Origin of the sequence: Oliverpabstia intestinalis (assembly GCF_009696065.1) — a bacterium.
Taxonomy (GTDB): domain Bacteria; phylum Bacillota; class Clostridia; order Lachnospirales; family Lachnospiraceae; genus Oliverpabstia; species Oliverpabstia intestinalis.
The window spans coordinates 129,904-150,335 of sequence record NZ_VUMS01000001.1; the positions used below are offsets into that span (position 1 = coordinate 129,904).

Sequence of the window (20,432 nt, forward strand, 5' to 3'; positions counted from 1 at the left end):
TTTATTGCAGTATTTGATATGCAATAAGAGTTTTTTTATGTGATTTTTTGTAACTATCCGGAAAAATTCCGGGAGTACATATAAGACAAAAGAGGAGAAAGATAATGGATTTGGGTGATTTATCTATAAAAAAAATACGGGAACTTATTGTGTTTACAGCACTTCTTGTTGTTGCCCTGTGGAAGTTTGATGTAGTACTTGATGTGCTGAAAACAATAGGGCAGATTATATTTCCGTTTATACTTGGTGGAGCGATTGTATTTGTGATCAACGTGCCAATGAGTTTTTTGGAAAAGAAAATTTTTGAAAATATAAAAAAAGAAAATAAGGCAGCGAGAAAACTGGCAAGACCGGTCAGCCTGCTTCTCACGATCGTATTGGTGGTTGGCGTGATCGCACTGGTGATGATTGGCGTGATTCCTCAGCTTACGAAGACAATGGGAAGTTTGATGATAAATATCACAGATTTTATTCCGCAGATTAAAATCTGGATCCGCGATTTTTTTCATGATAACCGGGAAATTATGAAGCTGGTAGATCAGGTGCAGTTTAAACCGGATCAGGCAATCAGGTGGGGAATAAGTCTGCTTGGAAATGGTGCGGGAAACATGATGAATACAACAGTGTCAGCGGTGGGATCCGTAGTCAGCGGACTGGCAACCTTTTTCATTGCTTTTTCCTTTGCCTGCTATGTCCTTTTTCAGAAAGAAAAGCTGCATGTACAGATCAGAAAAGTACTTTTTGCTTTTCTTCCAAAACAAAAAGCAGATGCATTTCTTAAAGTCTGTTCTCTGACGTATCGGACATTCGCAAACTTTCTTACAGGCCAGTGTCTGGAAGCTGTGATTCTCGGCTGTATGTTTGTTGTTACGCTGAGCATTTTGAGAATGCCGTATGCACTTTTGATCGGAGTTCTGATTGCATTTACAGCATTGATTCCTATTTTTGGTGCTTTTATCGGGTGTGCCGTAGGAAGTTTTTTAATCTTTATGGTAAGCCCGAAGCAGGCAATTATATTCATAATAGTATTTCTGGTGTTGCAGCAGATTGAGGGAAATCTGATTTATCCTCATGTTGTCGGCGAATCTGTAGGACTTCCGTCAATCTGGGTGCTGGCAGCAGTTACGATCGGTGGAAATCTTATGGGGATTGTAGGTATGCTTGTTTTTATTCCGTTGCTGTCAGTGATCTATACTATTTTTCGGAAAGTTGTGTATCAGCGCCTGAAAAAACGACATATTAAACAGGTGACAGCGACAGATATAGAGGAATATACAGAAAAAGAAACTGCCAGTACAGATAAAATATAAAGAACTAAATTTGGGCCTTTTTCAACGGAAAAATGAAAAGCAGAGGGAGATAATCACGGCGTTTGGCTATGATTATCTCCCTCTGCTTTACTTGTGGAGCCGGAATGAATGATTATATAGCAAAGCCGATTCATGTGGATGAACCGCTGCTGATATCAAAGAAAAATTGTAACTATTCAGTAGCCACTGTGAAGGTACTGAACAGTTACGAAAAATTTTAAATAAAAAGACGAGTAAACTTTTATTTATTATGCAGAGGTGATATATTTTTTTATGGTCTTGATGTGCCCTCTTCGTTTGTGTATAGTCTGCATTATAAAACAGAAGAGCAAGGAGAAAGAATATGAGACTGGCAGCGATCGGTGATAACTGTGTGGATTTTTACGAAAAGCAGGGCTGGGCATATCCCGGAGGAAATGCGGTGAATGTGGCTGCCTACGGGCGACAGTTGGGTATGGATGCAGCATATCTGGGCTGGATCGGCACAGACAATTTTGGGGATATGATGCAGGAAAAACTGAAAGAACAAGATGTGGAAACTGTTCGCATGCAGAGAAAACAGGGGAAAACTGCTATTACATACATTGAACTTCTGGATGGAGACAGAAAATTCGGAGAAGATTTTCTGAATGTTTTGGAAGGATTTCAGTTGTCTGACGGGGATTTGCAATATCTGGCCGGATTTTTAAACAAAGCACTGGAAGGTGAACCGTTAAAAAGGTGTATGGAGGCAGGAGCTAAGAAGGCAGCTCTCACAATCAGCCATTTTGGAGCCTGGTAGAACACAGATAATTATAAAAAAGAGAAAGGAAGAGGGTCATGTTAAAATTAAACAAGGAAGAAGTGCATTTTTTAGTAACAGCAGAGATGAAAAAAGAGGTCGCAGATTTTTTGGAAGCAGTAGATGCCAAGATAGCACCTGTGCTGGAATATATAAAAGAAAACCAGGTTGAACGCGTTTGCTTTATTGGATGTGGAAGTTCCAGCGCTGCCGGAAGTGCTTGGACATCATATCGAGAACTTTGAGGCAAAAGCCATGGAAATGACAAAACCGCTTCGTAACCTGAAAGGATTCTACACTGTATCCGCCAGCTCCATGGTGCCTCTTGCTTATAAAGAAGGTGTTATTACCGGAATGGAATTTCTCTGGTCTCATGGTGCGGTGATACAGGCGGGAGAATTCCGTCATGAACCTCTGGAGATTGTGGAATCCGGTGTTCCGTTTTTGTTTTTGATTCCTACAGATTCCTCCAGAGTGATTACACAGAGAGCGCTTAAGTTTGTTGAGAAGTGGAAGGGGACAGCAATTGTTCTGGATTATGCAGACTTTGCTATGGGACTTCATGATGATCTGGCACCGTTCGTTATGTTTGTACCGCTGGAATGGTTCTGCTATTATTTTTCGATAGTAAGAGATCATAATCCGGATGACCGCAGATATTATGGGGTTGTTGAATATTAATTTGGTAAATAAATTTACTAAAGACGAAAGAAAATGGACTGTTTTATCAAAAAACAGTCCATTTTCTTTATGTAAATTTACTAAATAACAGGTATGATAAATTATACAAAAGTGATAAAAATATGTATTATACACAAAAAAACAGAAGAATAACCAATTATATTGTTGACAAATCTTATTATTTCAAGTAATGTGATGGTATAAGGAATGGAAATAAATTTACTAAATAAAAAGAAATATTAACTAAATCACATCGGAGGTAAATGTACAGTCAGACGATGTGTGTGAAGTTAATCAAGAGGTGGGAATATGGCTACAATACGAGATGTCGCCCGGAGAGCCGGGTATCTGCAGCATCTGTATCCAGAGTTCTGAAAAATGACACTACCTTTTCTGTATCTCAGAAGACAAGGGAAAGGATTCTGGAGGCGGCAGGCGAACTGGGATACAACAAATGTTTTGAATACTCAGCCATTCAAGGTGCAAGAGGAACCATAGGAGTTATGCTTTTGTATGGCGAGGAAGAAGAAGTGGAAGATAAATTTTATCAGATTATCCGCGTGAATATAAAGATGGAACTTGAAAAAAACGGGTTCAAAGTAAAAGAGGTCTTTGAATCTATGCTGGATACCAATGCATCGAAGATATCCGATTATCAGGGGTTGATCTTTGTAGGATATTCCACACTCTGGTATCAAAAGAAGGTGTTCAGACAGGCTGTTCTGGATTCCGGATTGCCGGTGGTATGTGCGGACTTTCACCTGAAAGATGGATCGCTTACAGCTGATTGCGTGATAAACGATTTCAAACAGGCAGTAAAGAAAGTTATAAATATTTTCCTGAAAAAAGGATTTGATTCTATCGGATATATGGGGACATACGGGCTGGAAGCGAATGGCAAGATTCACAGAGATGAACGTTTTCTTTATTTCTGGCAGATTATGAAAAGCCTTGGAAAGTATGATGAGAAAAATATCTACCTGTGTCCATCCAATCACACACAGTTTGGATATGAGCTGGGAAAAGAAATTATCCGAAAAGGAAGGCTTCCACGAGCGGTATTTGTGGAAAACGATACCATGGCTATCGGTTTTCTGAAAGCTTTGAAAGAAGAGAAAATTTCTGTTCCGGGTGATGTGGCGATTGTCGGGTGTAACGATGATCAGGTGGCATCCTTTGTAACTCCTGGGCTTTCCACTGTGAAGTCACATAATGACCTGGTCGGAATGATGGCAGCAAAGACATTGATGGAATGTCTTTACACGAAAAGAGAACAAGGTTTAAAAATCATTGTACCAAATCAGTTGATTCTCAGGGAAAGTTGCCCTGAATAAAAGTAGAAAGGGGAAAGATATGGAATACGTATACAAACACATGGATTGGAGTAACATAGAGGTCCTTGGAAGAAATCGTCTTCCGGTCAGACCGTTTTATTGTGGTTATCCGAATAAGGAATCGGCAAGACAGGGAAGAAGAGAAGAATGTTCCAATTACCGTCTGTTGAACGGACAGTGGAAATTTGCTTATTATGAGTCACCGTTTTATGTTCCTGACACATGTATGGAGAAGGAATATGACGATCGGGAGTTTGGCATGATGCCGGTTCCCGGACACTGGCAGCTGAATGGTTATGATTATCCACATTATAATGATGCGATAGCATTGTTCCCGATTCTGGATAATCCGGGCATACAGGCGGACAATCCTACGGGTGTTTACCGGTACACATTTCAGGAGGAGAAACAAAAAGACAGGGAATATATCCTGAGGTTTGACGGGGTTGAAAGTGCTTATCACGTATGGCTCAACGGTACATTCATAGGATACAGCCAGGGGCCTCGTAACACAGCTGAATTTGATGTGACAGAAGCATTACAGGATGGGGAAAACGTGCTGGCGGTGATTGTCTACAAATTCAGTGATGGCAGTTATCTGGAAAATCAGGATATGTGGTGGTTTGCCGGAATTATCAGAGATGTATCTCTGATCCGGAGACCGAAACATCATATGCTGGACTGGCGTATCGTATCTGATCTGGTTATGGAACAGAAGGAGGCGACCGGAAAGATTTGCCTGGATGCAGTGTTTGAAAATCATACGGAGGATGAGACGGCACTTACTGTTGAGATGGAAGTAATGGACGGCGAACAGGTCATCTTCAGTGAGAGCCGCGAGATAAGTGGTAAAAAAGGCGAGACAGAATATGTGACAGAGGTAATTCTGGAGAATATAAAACCCTGGTCAGCAGAACACCCTGAGTTATATCGGGTGATCCTTACCCTGAAGAAACAGGGAGAAGTTCTGGAATCCTATGGAGAGTGGACAGGATTCAGAAATATTTGTGTAAAAGACGGATTATTCCTGGTAAATGGAAAGGCTATCAAATTAAAAGGAGTAAACCGACATGACTGGAATGAAAATACAGGACGATGCATTACAAAAGAGGATATGCTGGCTGATCTGTATCTGATGAAACAGAACAATATCAATGCAGTACGAACCTCGCATTACCCGCCACATCCTGATTTTCTGGATATGTGTGACCGTCTTGGACTTTATGTGATGGAGGAAGCTGATCTGGAGTGTAACCAGATGGCTTATACCAAAAACATGAATAAGATCAGTGATGATACGATCTGGGAAAAAAGCTATGTGGATCGTGCGGAACGTATGGTAAGAAGGGATAAGAACCATCCAAGTATTCTGTTCTGGTCACTGGGAAACGAATCAGGATTCGGAAGCAGCTTTGTAGCCAGCGGAAGATTTATAAAAGAGTATGATCCAACCAGACTGGTTCATTACGAGGAAGACAGGGATGCTTCTATAGCTGATGTGTACAGTACCATGTATACCAGACATAAGGCATTGGAGATCCTGGGAAGAGACACTGCAAAGAAGAAACCTCATGTAGTATGCGAGTACGCACATGCAATGGGAAATGGCCCGGGAGGATTAAAAGAATACTGGAAAATATTTGAACGATATCCAAGGCTGCAGGGCGGTTTTATCTGGGAGTGGGTTGATCACGGTATTAAAAAATATGACAGCAACGGCAAAGCTTACTATACATATGGCGGAGATTACGGGGATTATCCAAACAGTGGGGCATTTTGTTGTGATGGACTGATCCAGGCAGACAGAAGACCGACGCCAGGTATTTTACAGGTAAAAAAAGTAATGGAGCCGGTAACATTTATCGATTTTGATAAAACCACAGGTGAAATTACAGTTTGCAATAAATATGATTTTACTGACCTGTCTCATCTTGAAGGTACATTCAAGGTTCATACACTGCAGGGAATTCTGCTGGAAGGTAAGGTGGATCTGAGTGAGGTAGCACCACATGGATGCAAACGCATCACGGTATATGATTCTGCAGAGTCAGGAGCATGGTGCGATGAACAGGATATCTGGCTGACGATCACAGTATGTTACAAAGAAAAACAGATCTGGTCTGAGGAAGCTCATCATGAGGTTGCGTTCCATCAGGAATGTCTCAATAAAGCAGTTCGGAAGACAGTGAAAGAGCCGGCAGATAACGGAAGCTCCGGAGAACTGCATATGGTGGAGAAATCAGGAATTATTTATGTGGAAGGCCAGAATTTTACTGCCGAGTTTGACCGGGTTCATGGATATTTAAGTGGTTATACATTGAATGGCGAACGGTTAATCTGCAAAGGACTGGGGCTGAACTTCTGGAGAGCACCTGTTGACAATGACAAGAATGTGGCTGAAATCTGGGAAAAAGCGATGTTGAAAGCCATGACAAACCTTGTTGAAAAGGTGACGGTAGAGGAGAAGAAACAGGAAGTGGTTATCTCCGTTTCACAGATCTATGCACCGATAACGGTTGACTGGAAAATCATTGTGAAGGCTGAATATCACATTCAGGCAGATGGTCTTATAACCATGAGTTATCACGGAGTGCCAACCGGTGTGCAGCTTCCGGAGAGTTTTCCGCGGATCGGTATGCGGTTTGTGCTGGATAAAGCCTGTGAACAGGCAGTCTGGTACGGAAGAGGACCTCTGGAAACATATCCGGACTGTAAAGAAGGCAACGCGATAGGCTGCTGGGAGAAGAACGTGGAAGATTTCTATTTCCCTTATGTACTGCCTCAGGAGACAGGTAATCATGAGGATACTCGCTGGGCTGCGTTTGTGACAGAGGCGGGTAACGGAATCTGTATCGCATCGGATAAAGAATTCTCTTTTGGAGCATTACATTATACACAGGAAAACCTGACACAGGCGACACATACAAATGAACTTCACAGAACGGAAAATATCCAATTATCTGTTGATTATGCACAGCATGGTCTGGGAAGTGCAAGCTGGGGTGCCGAGTGTCTGGAAAAAGATAAACTGTATCCGGAACCGTTTACATTTACCTGGAAGATTTTCGGAACCGGGAAGGAATCGCTGGCAGAGCGGGCCGAGCAATACAGAAGAAAGTAAGAAAGGAAGGGAAAAGATGGAAGGAGGAAATGAAAGCCAAATTCGGCAAATAGAAGCATAGTCATATTTATAAACAAAGCATAATAAAACGGGTGTCTGAAGTATATTCAAACACCCGTTTTAAAAAGGATGGAGGTTTCTGTGTACGGAAAAAAAGTTATAAAACGAGATATTTATCAAATCATTATTCCGATGATACTGGAAAACATACTTCAGATTTCGGCAAACCTGGTAATCACGGCAATGGTTGGACGGTTGCTTGCAAATGACATTTCCGCACAGGGGATCTGTATTCGGATTACGGATACATTATGGTGTTTTTATAAGGGGGTGGCAATTGGTGCTACGGTTTTGATCGCCCGGGCATACGGTGCGGGCAGACATCAGGATTGCAGGAAGATTGCGGAGCAGACCATTCTTACGGAAATGATTATTGTGTTTATTTTTCAGGTGGTGTTATACTTTAAGGCACCGCTTTTTCTTGGATTTTTTTCAAAGGATCCCCAGATCCTCTCTCTGGCAGAGGGGTATATGAAGACCATTATATTCGAATTCCCGTTTGTGGTGATCACGACGGTGGTTACAGCCTCTTTCCAGGGATACGGCAATACAAAGATTCCTATGTATATTGCGGTTCTTATGAATGTGGTCAATATTGTCTGTGGTTATTGTTTTATCTTTGGTGCCTTCGGTATTCCGGGCATGGGAATAAAAGGTGCGGCTACCGCTCTTTTGACGGCACAGGCAGTTGGTGCAGGTACAGGACTGTACCTTTTATATAAAAAGAAGGGTGGACTGTTTCGAAAAGTACCATCTGAGCATAGATTTTTCAGTTTTGATAAAAAATGTATCTACGAAATCTATACTACAGGAATTCCGGCAGCATTGGAAACCGTATTCTGGCAGGTTTCTGCTATCATTTTGAGTAAAGTGATACTATTTTACGGAAACCAGGCATTTGCCGCATATCAGCTGGGTATACAGGCAGAGGAAATTACGGAGATGCCGGCCATTGGTTTTAGTACGGCATCCACTACACTGGCAGCCAGAGCAATTGGTATGCAGGATGAGGAACTGCGAAAAGTTTACTTTAAAGAACAACTGAAAGTGGGAGTATTTATCAGCTCGATAACTTCGGTGCTGCTGATTTTCCTTCCGCGGTTCTTTATGACTCTGATGACGGACAAACCTGAATTACAGGCCATAGGTGTTGTATATGTGTTTGTTATGGGATTTATTCAGATACCTCAGAATTTGTCCAGGATCTACAATGGAACCATCAGAGCTATGGGGTATAAGAATGCTCCTATGCTGGTGGCGGGATTTGGCATATGGATCATAAGGATTCCTCTGTGTATGCTGGCTGCGTATGTGTTAAGGCTGCCTTTGACAATAATCTGGATTATTATTGCGATGGATCAGGTGTCCAGATTCCTGCTCAGTGTAGGATTGTATTATCGGATCAACAAAAAGCGTGAGCAGACGATGAACGCGGTATAGAACGGAAAAAAGGAGTAAGAATACATATGAACAGAGAATTTTTATATGAATTACTGGAAACAGAATCAGTTTCCGGCTTTGAGGAAGAGATTCAGAGAAAAGTTATAAAGTATGCAAGAGGATTTGCGGATGAGATCTACACGGATGAAATTGCCGATGTGGTAAGTATTGTAAATCCGGATGCAGAGATCAAGGTTATGCTGTCGGCACATATGGATGAGATTGGTCTCATGGTATCGCATATTACGGAGAAAGGAATGCTCCACGTATCCAAGGCGGGTGGTATTTATCCGGGAACTTATCTTGGACAGAAAGTCAGAATCATGCATGAAGGAAATGTGGTTTACGGCGCAGTCCGAAACCATGGCTCTCTGAATAAGAAAGAGTTGGAAATTACAGATATCATCATTGATATCGGTGCCGTTTCAAGGGAAGATACCATGGGTCATGTGGCCTGTGGTGATCCGGTGAGCTTTGACACGGATTACAGAGAACTTTTAAATGACAGACTCTGCGCAAGAGGCCTTGATGACCGTCTGGGAGGATATATTATCCTGGAGGCTGCGAAAAAGGCCAAGGAAAGAGGGTGCACATGTGGAATTTATGCGGCAACTACTGTAGGGGAAGAACTGACAAAGCACGGAGCTGCCTGGTGTGCATCCCGAATCGCTCCGACTCTGGCTGTTGTGCTTGATGTTACATATACCAGCGATTATGAGGGAACAAGAGCCATCGAAAACGGAGAAATCCTTCTGGGAGGCGGACCTGTTTTCCTCCATAATTCTTTCAGTCATAAAATGGTGGTGGAGCGACTCAAAAAAGCTGCCCGGAATGTACATATAAAATATCAGTGGGAGAACGGATGTGAAGAACCTGTACGGACGCAGATGCTATTCATATGGCAGGCAGGGGGATACCTACAACAGTTATGTCCATACCTCTTCGCTATATGCATAATCCGGCAGAAGTGTGCAGTATGGAGGATGTGCAGGGATGTATTGACGTGCTTGCGGAATTTTTATGTGGAATCGGGTCTGATATTTGTCTGAAACCTCTGGAAGGATAAGGTGATTTATGAAAAAATATATGGCGATTGCCGGATTGGTATTAGTTACTGTTATCTGGGGAGGTGGATTTGTGGCCAGTGACATGGCTCTTGACAGTCTGTCGCCTTTTCAGATCATGACCATTCGTTTTCTGTTGGCTTCCGTGCTTATGGGTGGGATAAGTATCCGGAATCTTAAAGGAATAAAAAAAGAGGAAGTAACTGCAGGAGTTTTTATGGGCGCAGCTCTTTTTATTGGGTTTTCTCTTCAGATCATAGGACTGCAATATACGACTCCGTCAAAGAATGCGTTCCTCACAGCCACAAATGTGGTGATTGTTCCTTTTATTGCTTTTCTGATCTGCCGGAAAAAAGTAGGATTCAGAGGTATAATAGGAGCAGTGCTGGCGATAGCAGGGGTGGGGCTTCTGTCCCTGGATAAAGATCTGTCCCTGGGACTGGGTGACGGACTGACACTTATATGTGCAGTGGGCTTTGCTTTTCAGATTTTTCTGACAAGCATCTTTGTGAAGAAGTACAGGGCATCTGTGTTGAACTTTATTCAGATGTGTACGGCAGGTATTTTATCATTGATATTCATGATTGCCTCCGGGCAGGTGTATTTTCAGGTTACTGCAAAAGGATGGTGGAGTGTTCTCTATCTCGGCATTATCAGCACAACGGTCTGCTATCTTCTTCAGACAGCATGCCAGAAGTATGTGGATGAGACAAAGGCGGCAATTATTCTGTCTATGGAGTCTGTCTTCGGAACCTTGTTCTCGGTCATGATTCTTCATGAAAGTATCACATTGCGCATGATATTGGGATGTATCATTATTCTGGCGGCGGTTATTCTGGCGAATTCAGCCACGGAGGAGACAACGGCATAAGGGCAGCGTCGTGTAACTGTTCAGTACCTTCACAGTTACAGCGTCGTAACAATTCGTTGCGTGGTTGAGGGCAATATGGTAAGATAAACCATGAAATGCACTGACATAGCTGATGCGATTCGAAAAATATTGAAAAGTATCATGCAGAGAGGGATTTAAGATGGCTACAATAAAAGATATCGCAGAGCGTACCGGCTTTTCCGCAGCGACGGTCTCCAGAGTTTTGAACCATGATGAGACGTTGAATGTGCAGGATGAGACCAGAATGAAAATATTTGATGCTGCCAGGGAACTTCAGTATCAGGCAAGGGAAAGAAAAAGCAGGAAGCGACACCTGACGGTTGGGGTTTATTATTCCTATTCCAGAGAGGAGGAGCTGAGAGATACTTATTATCTGACGGTCCGTCTGGCGGTAGAAAAAAAACTAGAGGCAGAGAATATGGAACGCTGTCAGATCCAGAATCTGGAGGAGCTGAAGAATCTTGGAGGACTCGATGGCCTTTTGTGCCTTGGAACGTTCAGCAAGAGTATGGTAAGGCAGATAGAAGCCTTCAAAAAGCCTACAGTATTTCTGGATGCTATGCCAAAAGGAGATCAGTTTGATTGCGTAGTCAACGATCTGGACAGTTCTGTGGAAGCGGTGATGGATTATCTGACAGGACTGGGACATAAAAAGATAGCATTTATTGGCGGCTATGAAGTCGACAAGGATGGCGAGGAAGTGCATGATGAACGAATGGTAACTTACAAAAAATATATGGAGCGAATCGGTGAATTCTCTCCGGCACTTGTGCGGGTGGGAAGCTTCACGCCGGAGGACGGTTATGTGCTGTGCAGGGAAATCCTGGAAGGGAAGGAGAAACCTACAGCGATATTTGCAAACAACGACTCTCTGGCAGTGGGCTGTTATCGGGCAGTCAGTGAAAAGGGACTCCGGATTCCGGAGGATGTGAGTATTGTGGGATATAATGATATAGCGGTGGCAAACTATCTGGTTCCGCCGCTGACTACAGTGCGCCTGCATATGGAATTATTGGGTGAGGAGGCGGTTCGCCTTCTTCGTGAACGCATCACATCCTCCAGGGAGATAGGGTTAAAAGTGATCGTACCTGCGAAGCTTATTGTACGTGGCAGCGCAGACAGGGTAAAATAAAAAGCGAAGCGATGTATTAATTAAAAAAGACAAAAAATATATTTGACAGAACAGAAAAAAATAATTATACTTGGGTTGTCAAATAAATAGAACCGGGGAGCTTATGTGATAGGCTGAGAGGAAGTTGAAAACTTCGACCCGTATACCTGATTTGGATAATGCCAACGTAGGAACGTTATGTAAGAGAGTCTGTAACTGTGAAGATACAGAAGAATTACGACAGATTTAACGGGAGATACTTTGGTATCTCCTTTTTTACGCGAATCCAGGTATAAAAGAATGAGATTGAGCGAGAGTTCATGAAGGGGCGCACCACCGAGGGTACGTTTCTTTGTGGACTCTTTTTTAGCTTCAAGGAGGTGAGATGCAGGTGATCAAAGTAAACGGAAAAGAAATCGAACTGGAGAAAGCAACTTCTGTAGAAGTGTATCTTGAAAGTGCAGGATACCAGATGAAGCGGATTGCAGTAGAACTGAATGGCGAGATCCTTCCCAAAAACGAGTATGCGGACAGGATGTTAGAAGACGGAGACTGCATGGAGGTGGTGACATTTGTAGGAGGAGGCTGAAAATGGAGACAACGAAGGTTTTGACAAAAGAGGAAATACAGGCTGCACTTGAAGAACGTCATTCACCGGAAAAGCAAAAGAAACTGTCCGAAGGCCGGGTGACGATCGCAGGTCTCGGAGGTCTGGGATCCAACGTGGCATATGCACTTGCGCGTATCGGCGTGGGTCATCTTCATCTTATTGATTTTGACGTGGTGGATATTACGAATCTGAACCGGCAGCAGTATTTTACAGAACATATCGGTATGTATAAAACAGATGCTTTAAAGTCTCTGCTTCAAAAGATTAATCCGTATATCGATATTCAGACGGATTGCATCAAAGTGACAGAAGAGAATCTGATTTCACTTTTTGAGAATGCAGGAATTATATGTGAAGCATTTGACAATCCGGAGGCAAAAGCCATGCTTGTAAATGGAATTTTGGAGCATTTTCCGGAGAAAAAACTGGTGTCCGCATCCGGAATGGCCGGGTATGGAAGCAGCAATACAATTCGTACCCGGCGATTGATGAAAAACTTCTATCTTTGCGGGGATCAGGTTACGGAACCGACTTATGGACATGGATTGATGGCTCCGAGGGTTGCGATCTGCGCAGCCCATGAAGCCAATATGATCACCCGTTTGCTGCTTGGAGAAGAAGAAATATAGCAGCTATTCAGCAGACATTGTGAAAACAGTGAACCATTACGAAGTATAAAGAATACAGGTAACTATTCAGCAGATATTAAGTAGACAATGAACAGTTACGAAGAAGGAGAAATAAACCTATGAGTACAAAAGATACATGGAGCCTTGGAGGACATGAATTCACATCAAGATTTATCTTAGGATCAGGAAAATTTTCTTTGGATCTTGTGAAAGCCTGTATTGAAAAAGCAGACGCACAGATCATCACACTGGCACTTCGCCGTGCAAACGAAGGGGGGCTTGCCAATATTTTGGATTACATTCCGGAGAATGTAACCCTGCTTCCGAATACATCCGGAGCGAGAAATGCCCAGGAGGCAGTGCGAATCGCCAGATTATCAAGAGAAGTGGGATGTGGGGATTTTGTAAAGATCGAAGTTGTACACGATTCCAAATATTTATTACCGGATAACTATGAGACGATCAAAGCAACAGAAATCCTTGCAAAGGAAGGATTTGTAGTTATGCCTTATATGTATCCGGATCTGAATGCGGCAAGAGCTCTGAAAGATGCCGGAGCAGCCTGCATCATGCCACTGGGAGCACCCATCGGATCAAACAAAGGTCTGGCGACAAAGGAGTTTATCCAGATCCTAATCGATGAGATGGATCTGCCGATCATCGTTGACGCAGGAATCGGCCGCCCGTCTCAGGCATGTGAGGCTATGGAAATGGGAGCGGCTGCCGTTATGGCAAATACAGCAATCGCGACAGCCGGAGACGTGCCGGTTATGGCAGAGGCATTTAAAAAGGCAATCGAAGCAGGACGAAGCGCCTACCTTTCCGGTCTGGGAAGACAGATCGAAAGAGGAGCAAGTGCATCATCACCGCTGACCGGATTTCTGGAGGACTAGACCATGGAAAATCAGCATATCAATGAAAGTATCTTAAGCGAAGAGATTCTGGAAGATCAGAAGAAAAACAGAATCGATCATATGAAATATATGCCGGGTATGGAAGATATCGGGTCTGAGATCCTGGATCAGGTCGTAGATGCCATGCATGCGTATGATTATGACAAATACACAGCGGCTGATGTAAAACAGGCCATCGTACACAGTTCCAGAACACCGGAAGATTTTGCGGCACTTTTATCACCGGCAGCACTGCCTTTCATCGAAGAGATTGCCCAGGCAGCACAGATTGAGACAAGAAAACATTTTGGAAACAGCGTCTATATGTTCACACCGATCTATATTGCGAATTACTGTGAAAATTATTGCATTTACTGTGGATTCAACTGTCATAATAAGATCAAACGTGCCCAGTTAAATGAAAGCGAGATTGAAAAAGAAATGCAGGCGATCGCTGCGACAGGCTTGCAGGAGATTCTGATCCTGACCGGAGAAAGCAGGAACAAATCCACAGTGGAATATATCGGAAATGCCTGCAAGATCGCAAGAAAATATTTCAAAGTGATCGGACTTGAAATCTATCCGGTGAACTCTGATGAGTATGCGTATCTGCATGCATGTGGCGCTGATTATGTAACTGTCTTCCAGGAGACCTATAATTCCGATAAATATGAAACACTTCATCTGGCAGGCCACAAACGTATCTATCCGTATCGTGTCAACGCCCAGGAGCGTGCCATAAGAGGAGGCATGCGCGGAGTAGGATTTGGTGCACTGCTGGGTCTGGATGATTTCAGAAAGGATGCATTTGCGACCGGATACCATGCATATCTTCTGCAGAGAAAATATCCGCATGCAGAAATCGCATTTTCCTGTCCGCGTCTGCGCCCGATCATCAATAACGATCGCATCAATCCTATGGATGTTCACGAGAAACAGCTTTTGCAGGTTGTGTGCGCATATCGGTTATTCATGCCATTTGCAAGTATCACAGTGTCAACGAGAGAGTGCGCGCGGGTACGTGACAACCTTGTAGGTATCGCGGCAACCAAAATCTCCGCCGGAGTCAGCACCGGAATCGGAAGCCATGTGGATGACATCGAGGATAAGGGCGACGATCAGTTCGAGATCTCAGATGGAAGAAATGTAGAAGAAGTCTATAATGCACTGCTTTCTAACAATTTGCAGCCGGTGATGAGTGATTATATTTATGTGTAGGGAATAATCTGGGAACAGTAACTAATCATTTCCACGTTGCCCTGGTATATAATAAATTCATGGATAAAACAGAAGTTATTAACCGTCTGCGGTATGAAAAGCCGAATATACAGATGTGTTTCCGCACAGAGAAAGCATTGTCTCTGTTACATTTCGAAGGGAGTGAGATGTTATGACAGCCAATCCGATTTTACTTCAGAAAAAATATAGTCGTGTCATAGAGTGTTTTGCCAGACAGCAGGAAATTTCATTGGACGCTGCATTGGATTTCTTTTACCATTCCCAGGTATATCAGCTGATTCGAGATGGTGTTTCAGATATGCACTGTATGAGCGATGCATATCTTGCGGAAGAATTAAAACAGGAATATGCTGAATTAGGATGCAGTGACAGATAGTATGATAGCATGTGTGTAAATAAACCTGTATTATTCACGAAAAAAGCTGTGGATAATACAGGTTTATCATTATAAATTTGTAATAGTGGCCTGTTTTACATCAGGAAATTTTACCGATTCGCACGAATTACCCTACAGGGATTACCAGCTGCGATCACATTGTCGGGAATATCTTTAGTTACAATACTGCCGGATCCGATTACAACATTATCTCTGATCGTAATGCCCGGTAAAATAATAGCACCGCCACCAATCCATACATTGTTCCCAATGATAACCGGTGCTGTGTGCGTTTTACAAAATTCGAATGAGCCATCTTCTTTTGGCTCACCAAAACGAGTTATTGCATCAGTCGATTGCCGTCAGCTTATGGATCCATTTGTAGCTTTTGAAGCGCAGGAATATAGGCAGACATTTAAAGATCTGATCGGATTGCACGGCGATCACTACAAGTTCTACCGGCAGCTTCCAGTAGAATGCGGCCAGGAAGGACAATGGCATTACAATGCACCAGACGGAAATCAGGTTCAGATACATCGAAAATTTGGTATCTCCGCCACCCTGGATGATACCGACTCCGACCGGCATCTGATACGACATTCCAACCATGATTACACTCATAATAATCATGAAGTGGTCTGCATATAAAGTAGCCTGAGGGGTCAATCGGTACATGGATAACAGTGGACTTCGAAGTAAGAATAATACAGTTCCAAGCAAGAGCCCGATAGCCAGATAGAGTACGGAAAGGGTACGCCCGTTGCAGCGTACTTTTTCTTCGTCATTGCTTCCGATATCTTTTCCGATCACGACAGCAGAAGCACCGGCTATCGCAATGACGATTACCTTCAGATACTGAAAAAAGGTGCTTGATACGGAATTGGCTGCAATCGCATCCGAAGAAAGATGCCCCAATATCGCTGTCTGCATAGGAAGGGAAACTGCCCACAACAAACCGGAAGTCAGGATGGGAATACACACTTTAAAAAAGGTTTTCCAGACAGTACCACTGCCTTTTCCGATAATACCATCCCGGAATTTTTCATCAAACAATTTGACTTTTGTATCTTTTTTCCATACATAGAAAAGAACGATTCCCAGTTCCAGTATGCGTGCTGCAAAAGTTCCGATGGCAGCACCTTGGATTCCCATTTCCGGTGCACCGAATCTTCCGAAAATCAGGATATAATTGATTCCGCCGTTCACCAACAGGGATATGACGGATATAAGGAATGCGATTTTTACGGTCTCCACGCTGCGGAGCATGGCCAGTAAAAGGTTGCTGATCATGAAAAATAAAAAAGTCCATTGTATGATATGAAGGTAAATAGTACCTTCTCTTATGATATCCGGTGAGGTCGTAAAAAGACCAATCAGTGTATTCGGAATACGAATACATAAAGTGATAATTCCGGCAGAAATTGCCAGGCTGAATAACAGTGCGGCTTTTGTTACCTTTCGGATAGGTTTTGTCTGATGGCTTCCCCAGTATTGGGAACTGATTGCAATTAATGCATTGCCGATCGCCAGTGCAATCTGATTTACGATAAAATAAATCTGGTTTACCGTCGCAGCGCCGGAAAGTGCATTCTGGCTATAACTTCCCAGCATGATATTGTCCAGCATATTCACGCTGTAGGCCACCAGGTTTTGCAGCGCGATTACTGTCATTAATTTGAAAAAGGAACGGTAAAAAGAAGGGTCTTTCGTAAAAAATGTTTTTTCCATGTCGTTGGTTCACCTGTAAACTGTAAAAGTATAGAACAGTTACACTACTCCTTTGAGTGGTTAATACGTCGTTAATATATTTATTATATAAAGTCAATAGAGGATTCGTCAATCAGCAGATTTTGCAAATGAGTTTAAAAAAGAGCTGAAAAGGTCAGATGACCTCTTCAGCTCTTTTTAATGCAGCGGATATATTTGACTGAAAGTTTTCTTTTCCGACAAGTTCCACAAAACCGGCTTTTTCCATGACGTGCATGGGCTGTTCATTGACGTGGGAGAATACAAGTGTAATTCCTTTACTCTCGCAGGTTTTTACCAGGTTCTGAAGTGCATTCATGGCGGTGCTGTCAAGTGCAGGGACGCCTCTCATACGAAGAACCAGACATCTGGTAAAGTCTTTGACAACAATATGTTCAATGGCATCGGCGGCACCAAAGAACAGTGGTCCGGTGATCTCGTAAACACGGATCTGCAGCGGTAATTTCTGCAGATGTTCATCGATATCCGGAGTGTCATCGTCTGTGTACACCCAGCTGTCTGCATGGGTTTCTTCGCTCATACGTTTGATGAAAAGCAGACAGGCAAGCACCATACCGATCTCGATAGCAACGACCAGATCAAAGATAACTGTCAGTACGAATGTTACTATCAGTACAAGAATATCACTCTTAGGAGCTGTCCTGACCAGGTCGCGGAAGGTTCGCCACTGACACATATTATAGGCAACGATAAAAAGAATCGCAGCAATGGTCGGCATAGGAATCATTCCGGCGTAAGGCATCAGAACGACCAGCACGATGATGAGTGTGACGGAGTGTACCATTCCGGCGATGGGAGTCCGTCCGCCATTTTTGATATTGGCAGCGGTTCTGGCGATGGCACCTGTTGCGGGGATACCTCCAAAGAGTGCGGAAGCGATATTTCCTGCGCCTTGGGCAACCAGTTCCATATCTGAACGATGTTTGCTGTTGATCATTCCATCGGCAACTACACAGGATAGCAGAGACTCGATTGCGGCAAGCACTGCAATCGTAAATGCATTTGAGACGGAAGCACTGATGGTGCTGAATCTGATCGCCGGCATATGAAAACTTGGAAGAGAGTTACTGATCGTATACAGATTTCCGATCGTGGATACCTTCAGCGGAAGAAACTGAACCATCAGGATTCCGACGATGACTGCAATCAGAGAACCGGGAACTTTCTTAAAAATATAAGGAGCAAGGATCAAAATCGCAAGACTTATAATGCCAACGATCAGGGCATCGGTATTTGCGGAAGAAATATTCGGGACAAAGGCTTTTATTTTCTCCGCTGTCTCGATTGGTTTTACACCATCCGGATAAGTAACTCCGAAAAAATCTTTCAACTGGCCGATCACGATGGTCACAGCGATTCCGGAAGTAAAACCGGTCGTAATGGTATATGGAATAAATTTAATCAGACTGCCGAAGTGGAACAGTCCCATCAGAATAAGAAATATACCCGCCATTATAGTGGCGATGATAAGTCCATCCATTCCGTCACGTGCTACGATACCGGCAACGATGGTTGCAAATGCAGCAGTCGGTCCGGCAATCTGTACGCAACTTCCGCCAAGAGCTGAAATCACAAAACCGGCTACAATGGCAGTAAAGATACCGGCTTCAGGGCCAACTCCGGAAGCGAGCGCAAGTGCAATAGATAAGGGGAGTGCGATGATCGCGACGATGATACCTGCAGTCACATCTTTGATAAACTGTGACTTGTCATAGGACTTCAGACAGGTTAACAGCATTGGTTTTAGAGAATTCATAGAAGTATAAGACCTTTCATATTAATTTTGCTGATCCAGAGCGTGTCTGAAAAATCATTTCCGCAATCTGCAAGCCCCACTTTGCGGTATATTTTACCCTCATTCGGTTGCCGTAGCCCGCTACGCCGCCCTCATTCGGATAAAATCTCCCACAAACTGGGACTCGCAGCTCACGAAAAGCCTTTTTCAGACACGCTCTAGTATAGCATAGAAAAAAGGGAAAAATAACATAAAACGGTTATGTTTGCATTTATATACAAAATTGGCAGCTGCTCAGCCTCCGCCCGGTGGTTGCTGAATAGTTGCCATCATGCTGCAAAAAAGTTGGTTAAATATTGTGATTTTTGTATATTCATTTGCTATAGAATGGTATTATAAAAAGAGAATAATAGAAGATAACTAACTGAATTGAATGGATAATGAAAAAGAATCGGGAGGTTGGAATATGTATAAATTGGATGATCTGTTTGATTTTGACGGAGATGGAGAACTGGATTCTGTAGAACGGATGGAAATGTATCAGTTCATGGATAATACAGCGAACAGAGACAAGAACCGCTTCTTTGAGGATGATGAAGGGCTGAACTTATTCGAAGATCCGGAAGATGAAGAGGATGAGTTCGAGGATGATGACGAACAGGATCCATTTGAAGATCCGGATGAAGACGAGTGGGATGAATTCGAGGATGAGGATGATGATGAAGATGAGGATGACGACGAAGATGAGGATGAGGATGACGAAGACGATGATGTGGATCCGTTCGGAGAAGATGAAGTGAGGGCTGAACTTGAGGATGCAGGACTGGATTATGATGAACTGGAATACATGGATCCGGATGAAAGAAGAGAGATGATTGAGGATGCAGGGCTGGATCCGGATGATTATGATTTCTGACCGGGTTATTATAAGGAGTGATTGTAATTATTCAGCAGTCATTGTCCCGCAAGGCATTGGGGTTCGTAACTGTGAAGGTACTGAACAGTTACATAAATTGTCATAATCTTAATTGAAAATATCCGTGGAGATGTTTTTCGGAATTACATGTAGTTGTTCAATTCTAAAAGAAAATTATCTCCACGGATTTTTTGCTGTTCTTTGATGTTATTGTTTACTGGTAATATCCCGCGAGGTGTTTTTGTGAGCGAAGGTCACAGAAAACTCGAGACATATCGCGCGAATTTATGCGATCAGCATAAATTCTGTGCATCGCGCAGCGTGTTGCTGGGCACGGAGTGAACAGTAACTCTTTGATTTTTCGATGAGAATGATAGTTTGTAAACAGTTGACTTTCGGAAAAAAGTTCTATATTCTTTAAATAGGATAAAAAGGTTAATATATGAAAATCGTCAGCTGCGGAATGAAGCTTC

At 43.0% G+C, this 20,432-nt stretch carries 20 protein-coding genes, 3 pseudogenes and 1 riboswitch; of the genes and pseudogenes, 19 read left to right on the top strand and 4 right to left on the bottom strand.

Annotated features, from left to right (window positions below; translation table 11 throughout):
• The first annotated feature begins 104 nt into the window (after window positions 1-104).
• From FYJ57_RS00525 to FYJ57_RS00600, 17 genes and pseudogenes are all read left to right on the top strand, one after another.
• Entirely contained in the window at window positions 105-1,310 is a 1,206-nt protein-coding gene (locus FYJ57_RS00525) for an AI-2E family transporter (RefSeq protein ID WP_154431129.1), read from the top strand.
• Window positions 1,311-1,372: 62 nt separating this feature from the next.
• On the top strand, window positions 1,373-1,531 hold the full coding sequence (locus tag FYJ57_RS00530) for a hypothetical protein (RefSeq protein ID WP_154431130.1): 159 nt from the start codon (window positions 1,373-1,375) through the stop codon (window positions 1,529-1,531).
• A 122-nt stretch (window positions 1,532-1,653) separates the two neighbouring features.
• On the top strand, window positions 1,654-2,091 hold the full coding sequence (locus tag FYJ57_RS00535) for a PfkB family carbohydrate kinase (protein ID WP_154431131.1): 438 nt from the start codon (window positions 1,654-1,656) through the stop codon (window positions 2,089-2,091).
• 38 nt (window positions 2,092-2,129) lie between these two features.
• Window positions 2,130-2,336: a hypothetical protein gene (locus FYJ57_RS00540; protein ID WP_154431132.1), complete on the top strand. Its 207-nt coding sequence runs from the start codon at window positions 2,130-2,132 to the stop codon at window positions 2,334-2,336.
• A 10-nt stretch (window positions 2,337-2,346) separates the two neighbouring features.
• Window positions 2,347-2,772 (top strand): hypothetical protein, encoded by a 426-nt coding sequence (locus FYJ57_RS00545; RefSeq protein ID WP_205839874.1) that lies wholly within the window; start codon window positions 2,347-2,349, stop codon window positions 2,770-2,772.
• A gap of 263 nt (window positions 2,773-3,035) precedes the next feature.
• Window positions 3,036-4,106, top strand: a complete 1,071-nt coding sequence (locus tag FYJ57_RS00550) for a LacI family DNA-binding transcriptional regulator (RefSeq protein WP_154431133.1) — start codon at window positions 3,036-3,038, stop codon at window positions 4,104-4,106.
• Window positions 4,107-4,125: 19 nt separating this feature from the next.
• Window positions 4,126-7,227 (top strand): glycoside hydrolase family 2 TIM barrel-domain containing protein, encoded by a 3,102-nt coding sequence (locus FYJ57_RS00555; RefSeq protein ID WP_154431134.1) that lies wholly within the window; start codon window positions 4,126-4,128, stop codon window positions 7,225-7,227.
• Window positions 7,228-7,368: 141 nt separating this feature from the next.
• On the top strand, window positions 7,369-8,727 hold the full coding sequence (locus tag FYJ57_RS00560) for an MATE family efflux transporter (protein ID WP_205839875.1): 1,359 nt from the start codon (window positions 7,369-7,371) through the stop codon (window positions 8,725-8,727).
• A 230-nt stretch (window positions 8,728-8,957) separates the two neighbouring features.
• A pseudogene (locus FYJ57_RS16125) lies at window positions 8,958-9,524 on the top strand (M42 family peptidase); the annotation flags it as partial.
• A gap of 131 nt (window positions 9,525-9,655) precedes the next feature.
• Complete coding sequence (locus FYJ57_RS16130) at window positions 9,656-9,793, top strand: hypothetical protein (RefSeq protein WP_268878788.1); 138 nt, start codon at window positions 9,656-9,658, stop codon at window positions 9,791-9,793.
• Between the two features lie 8 nt (window positions 9,794-9,801).
• Complete coding sequence (locus tag FYJ57_RS00570) at window positions 9,802-10,662, top strand: DMT family transporter (RefSeq protein WP_154431136.1); 861 nt, start codon at window positions 9,802-9,804, stop codon at window positions 10,660-10,662.
• A gap of 160 nt (window positions 10,663-10,822) precedes the next feature.
• A complete protein-coding gene (locus FYJ57_RS00575; RefSeq protein WP_154431137.1) occupies window positions 10,823-11,815 on the top strand; it encodes a LacI family DNA-binding transcriptional regulator in 993 nt (330 codons plus the stop codon).
• A gap of 83 nt (window positions 11,816-11,898) precedes the next feature.
• Window positions 11,899-12,006, top strand: a riboswitch (TPP riboswitch).
• A 173-nt stretch (window positions 12,007-12,179) separates the two neighbouring features.
• Window positions 12,180-12,383, top strand: coding sequence for a sulfur carrier protein ThiS (gene thiS, locus FYJ57_RS00580; RefSeq protein ID WP_022172107.1), 204 nt, complete (start codon window positions 12,180-12,182; stop codon window positions 12,381-12,383).
• A gap of 2 nt (window positions 12,384-12,385) precedes the next feature.
• Window positions 12,386-13,033, top strand: coding sequence for a sulfur carrier protein ThiS adenylyltransferase ThiF (gene thiF / locus FYJ57_RS00585; RefSeq protein WP_022172108.1), 648 nt, complete (start codon window positions 12,386-12,388; stop codon window positions 13,031-13,033).
• A gap of 119 nt (window positions 13,034-13,152) precedes the next feature.
• Entirely contained in the window at window positions 13,153-13,926 is a 774-nt protein-coding gene (locus tag FYJ57_RS00590; protein WP_022172109.1) for a thiazole synthase, read from the top strand.
• Between the two features lie 3 nt (window positions 13,927-13,929).
• Window positions 13,930-15,144 carry a 2-iminoacetate synthase ThiH gene (gene thiH / locus FYJ57_RS00595; protein WP_154431138.1) on the top strand — a complete coding sequence of 405 codons (1,215 nt, stop codon included), beginning with the start codon at window positions 13,930-13,932 and terminating at the stop codon, window positions 15,142-15,144.
• A 172-nt stretch (window positions 15,145-15,316) separates the two neighbouring features.
• On the top strand, window positions 15,317-15,541 hold the full coding sequence (locus FYJ57_RS00600; protein WP_118576149.1) for a DUF3791 domain-containing protein: 225 nt from the start codon (window positions 15,317-15,319) through the stop codon (window positions 15,539-15,541).
• Between the two features lie 110 nt (window positions 15,542-15,651).
• On the opposite strand, the pseudogene FYJ57_RS00605 reads toward FYJ57_RS00600, so the two are convergent.
• From FYJ57_RS00605 to FYJ57_RS16135, 4 genes and pseudogenes are all read right to left on the bottom strand, one after another.
• A pseudogene (locus FYJ57_RS00605) lies at window positions 15,652-15,894 on the bottom strand (DapH/DapD/GlmU-related protein); the annotation flags it as partial.
• On the bottom strand, window positions 15,890-17,269 hold the full coding sequence (locus FYJ57_RS00610; RefSeq protein ID WP_154431139.1) for an MATE family efflux transporter: 1,380 nt from the start codon (window positions 17,267-17,269) through the stop codon (window positions 15,890-15,892). The pseudogene FYJ57_RS00605 and the gene FYJ57_RS00610, both read right to left, overlap by 5 nt.
• Window positions 17,270-17,423: 154 nt before the next feature.
• Window positions 17,424-19,064: a SulP family inorganic anion transporter gene (locus tag FYJ57_RS00615; protein WP_154431140.1), complete on the bottom strand. Its 1,641-nt coding sequence runs from the start codon at window positions 19,062-19,064 to the stop codon at window positions 17,424-17,426.
• 16 nt (window positions 19,065-19,080) lie between these two features.
• A pseudogene (locus FYJ57_RS16135) lies at window positions 19,081-19,194 on the bottom strand (DUF6783 domain-containing protein); the annotation flags it as partial.
• Here FYJ57_RS16135 and FYJ57_RS16140 point away from each other — a divergent pair.
• Both FYJ57_RS16140 and FYJ57_RS00620 read left to right on the top strand, forming a co-directional pair.
• On the top strand, window positions 19,153-19,275 hold the full coding sequence (locus tag FYJ57_RS16140; protein WP_328597414.1) for a DUF6783 domain-containing protein: 123 nt from the start codon (window positions 19,153-19,155) through the stop codon (window positions 19,273-19,275). The pseudogene FYJ57_RS16135 and the gene FYJ57_RS16140 sit on opposite strands and share 42 nt — an antisense overlap.
• Before the next feature lie 234 nt (window positions 19,276-19,509).
• Window positions 19,510-19,959 (top strand): hypothetical protein, encoded by a 450-nt coding sequence (locus FYJ57_RS00620; RefSeq protein WP_154431141.1) that lies wholly within the window; start codon window positions 19,510-19,512, stop codon window positions 19,957-19,959.
• Window positions 19,960-20,432 lie beyond the last annotated feature (473 nt).

What these genes read in the sequence shown, in the direction of transcription:
- FYJ57_RS00555 (WP_154431134.1), top strand. Translation starts at nt 4,126, where the DNA reads ATGGAATACGTATACAAACACATGGATTGGAGTAACATAGAGGTCCTT.
- thiS (WP_022172107.1), top strand. Translation starts at nt 12,180, where the DNA reads ATGCAGGTGATCAAAGTAAACGGAAAAGAAATCGAACTGGAGAAAGCA.
- FYJ57_RS16130 (WP_268878788.1), top strand. Translation starts at nt 9,656, where the DNA reads ATGTCCATACCTCTTCGCTATATGCATAATCCGGCAGAAGTGTGCAGT.
- thiH (WP_154431138.1), top strand. Translation starts at nt 13,930, where the DNA reads ATGGAAAATCAGCATATCAATGAAAGTATCTTAAGCGAAGAGATTCTG.
- FYJ57_RS00550 (WP_154431133.1), top strand. Translation starts at nt 3,036, where the DNA reads ATGTACAGTCAGACGATGTGTGTGAAGTTAATCAAGAGGTGGGAATAT.
- FYJ57_RS00600 (WP_118576149.1), top strand. Translation starts at nt 15,317, where the DNA reads ATGACAGCCAATCCGATTTTACTTCAGAAAAAATATAGTCGTGTCATA.
- FYJ57_RS00590 (WP_022172109.1), top strand. Translation starts at nt 13,153, where the DNA reads ATGAGTACAAAAGATACATGGAGCCTTGGAGGACATGAATTCACATCA.
- FYJ57_RS00615 (WP_154431140.1), bottom strand. Translation starts at nt 19,064, where the DNA reads ATGAATTCTCTAAAACCAATGCTGTTAACCTGTCTGAAGTCCTATGAC.
- thiF (WP_022172108.1), top strand. Translation starts at nt 12,386, where the DNA reads ATGGAGACAACGAAGGTTTTGACAAAAGAGGAAATACAGGCTGCACTT.
- FYJ57_RS00610 (WP_154431139.1), bottom strand. Translation starts at nt 17,269, where the DNA reads ATGGAAAAAACATTTTTTACGAAAGACCCTTCTTTTTACCGTTCCTTT.
- FYJ57_RS00545 (WP_205839874.1), top strand. Translation starts at nt 2,347, where the DNA reads ATGGAAATGACAAAACCGCTTCGTAACCTGAAAGGATTCTACACTGTA.
- FYJ57_RS00535 (WP_154431131.1), top strand. Translation starts at nt 1,654, where the DNA reads ATGAGACTGGCAGCGATCGGTGATAACTGTGTGGATTTTTACGAAAAG.
- FYJ57_RS00620 (WP_154431141.1), top strand. Translation starts at nt 19,510, where the DNA reads ATGTATAAATTGGATGATCTGTTTGATTTTGACGGAGATGGAGAACTG.
- FYJ57_RS00570 (WP_154431136.1), top strand. Translation starts at nt 9,802, where the DNA reads ATGAAAAAATATATGGCGATTGCCGGATTGGTATTAGTTACTGTTATC.
- FYJ57_RS00540 (WP_154431132.1), top strand. Translation starts at nt 2,130, where the DNA reads ATGTTAAAATTAAACAAGGAAGAAGTGCATTTTTTAGTAACAGCAGAG.
- FYJ57_RS00525 (WP_154431129.1), top strand. Translation starts at nt 105, where the DNA reads ATGGATTTGGGTGATTTATCTATAAAAAAAATACGGGAACTTATTGTG.
- FYJ57_RS00575 (WP_154431137.1), top strand. Translation starts at nt 10,823, where the DNA reads ATGGCTACAATAAAAGATATCGCAGAGCGTACCGGCTTTTCCGCAGCG.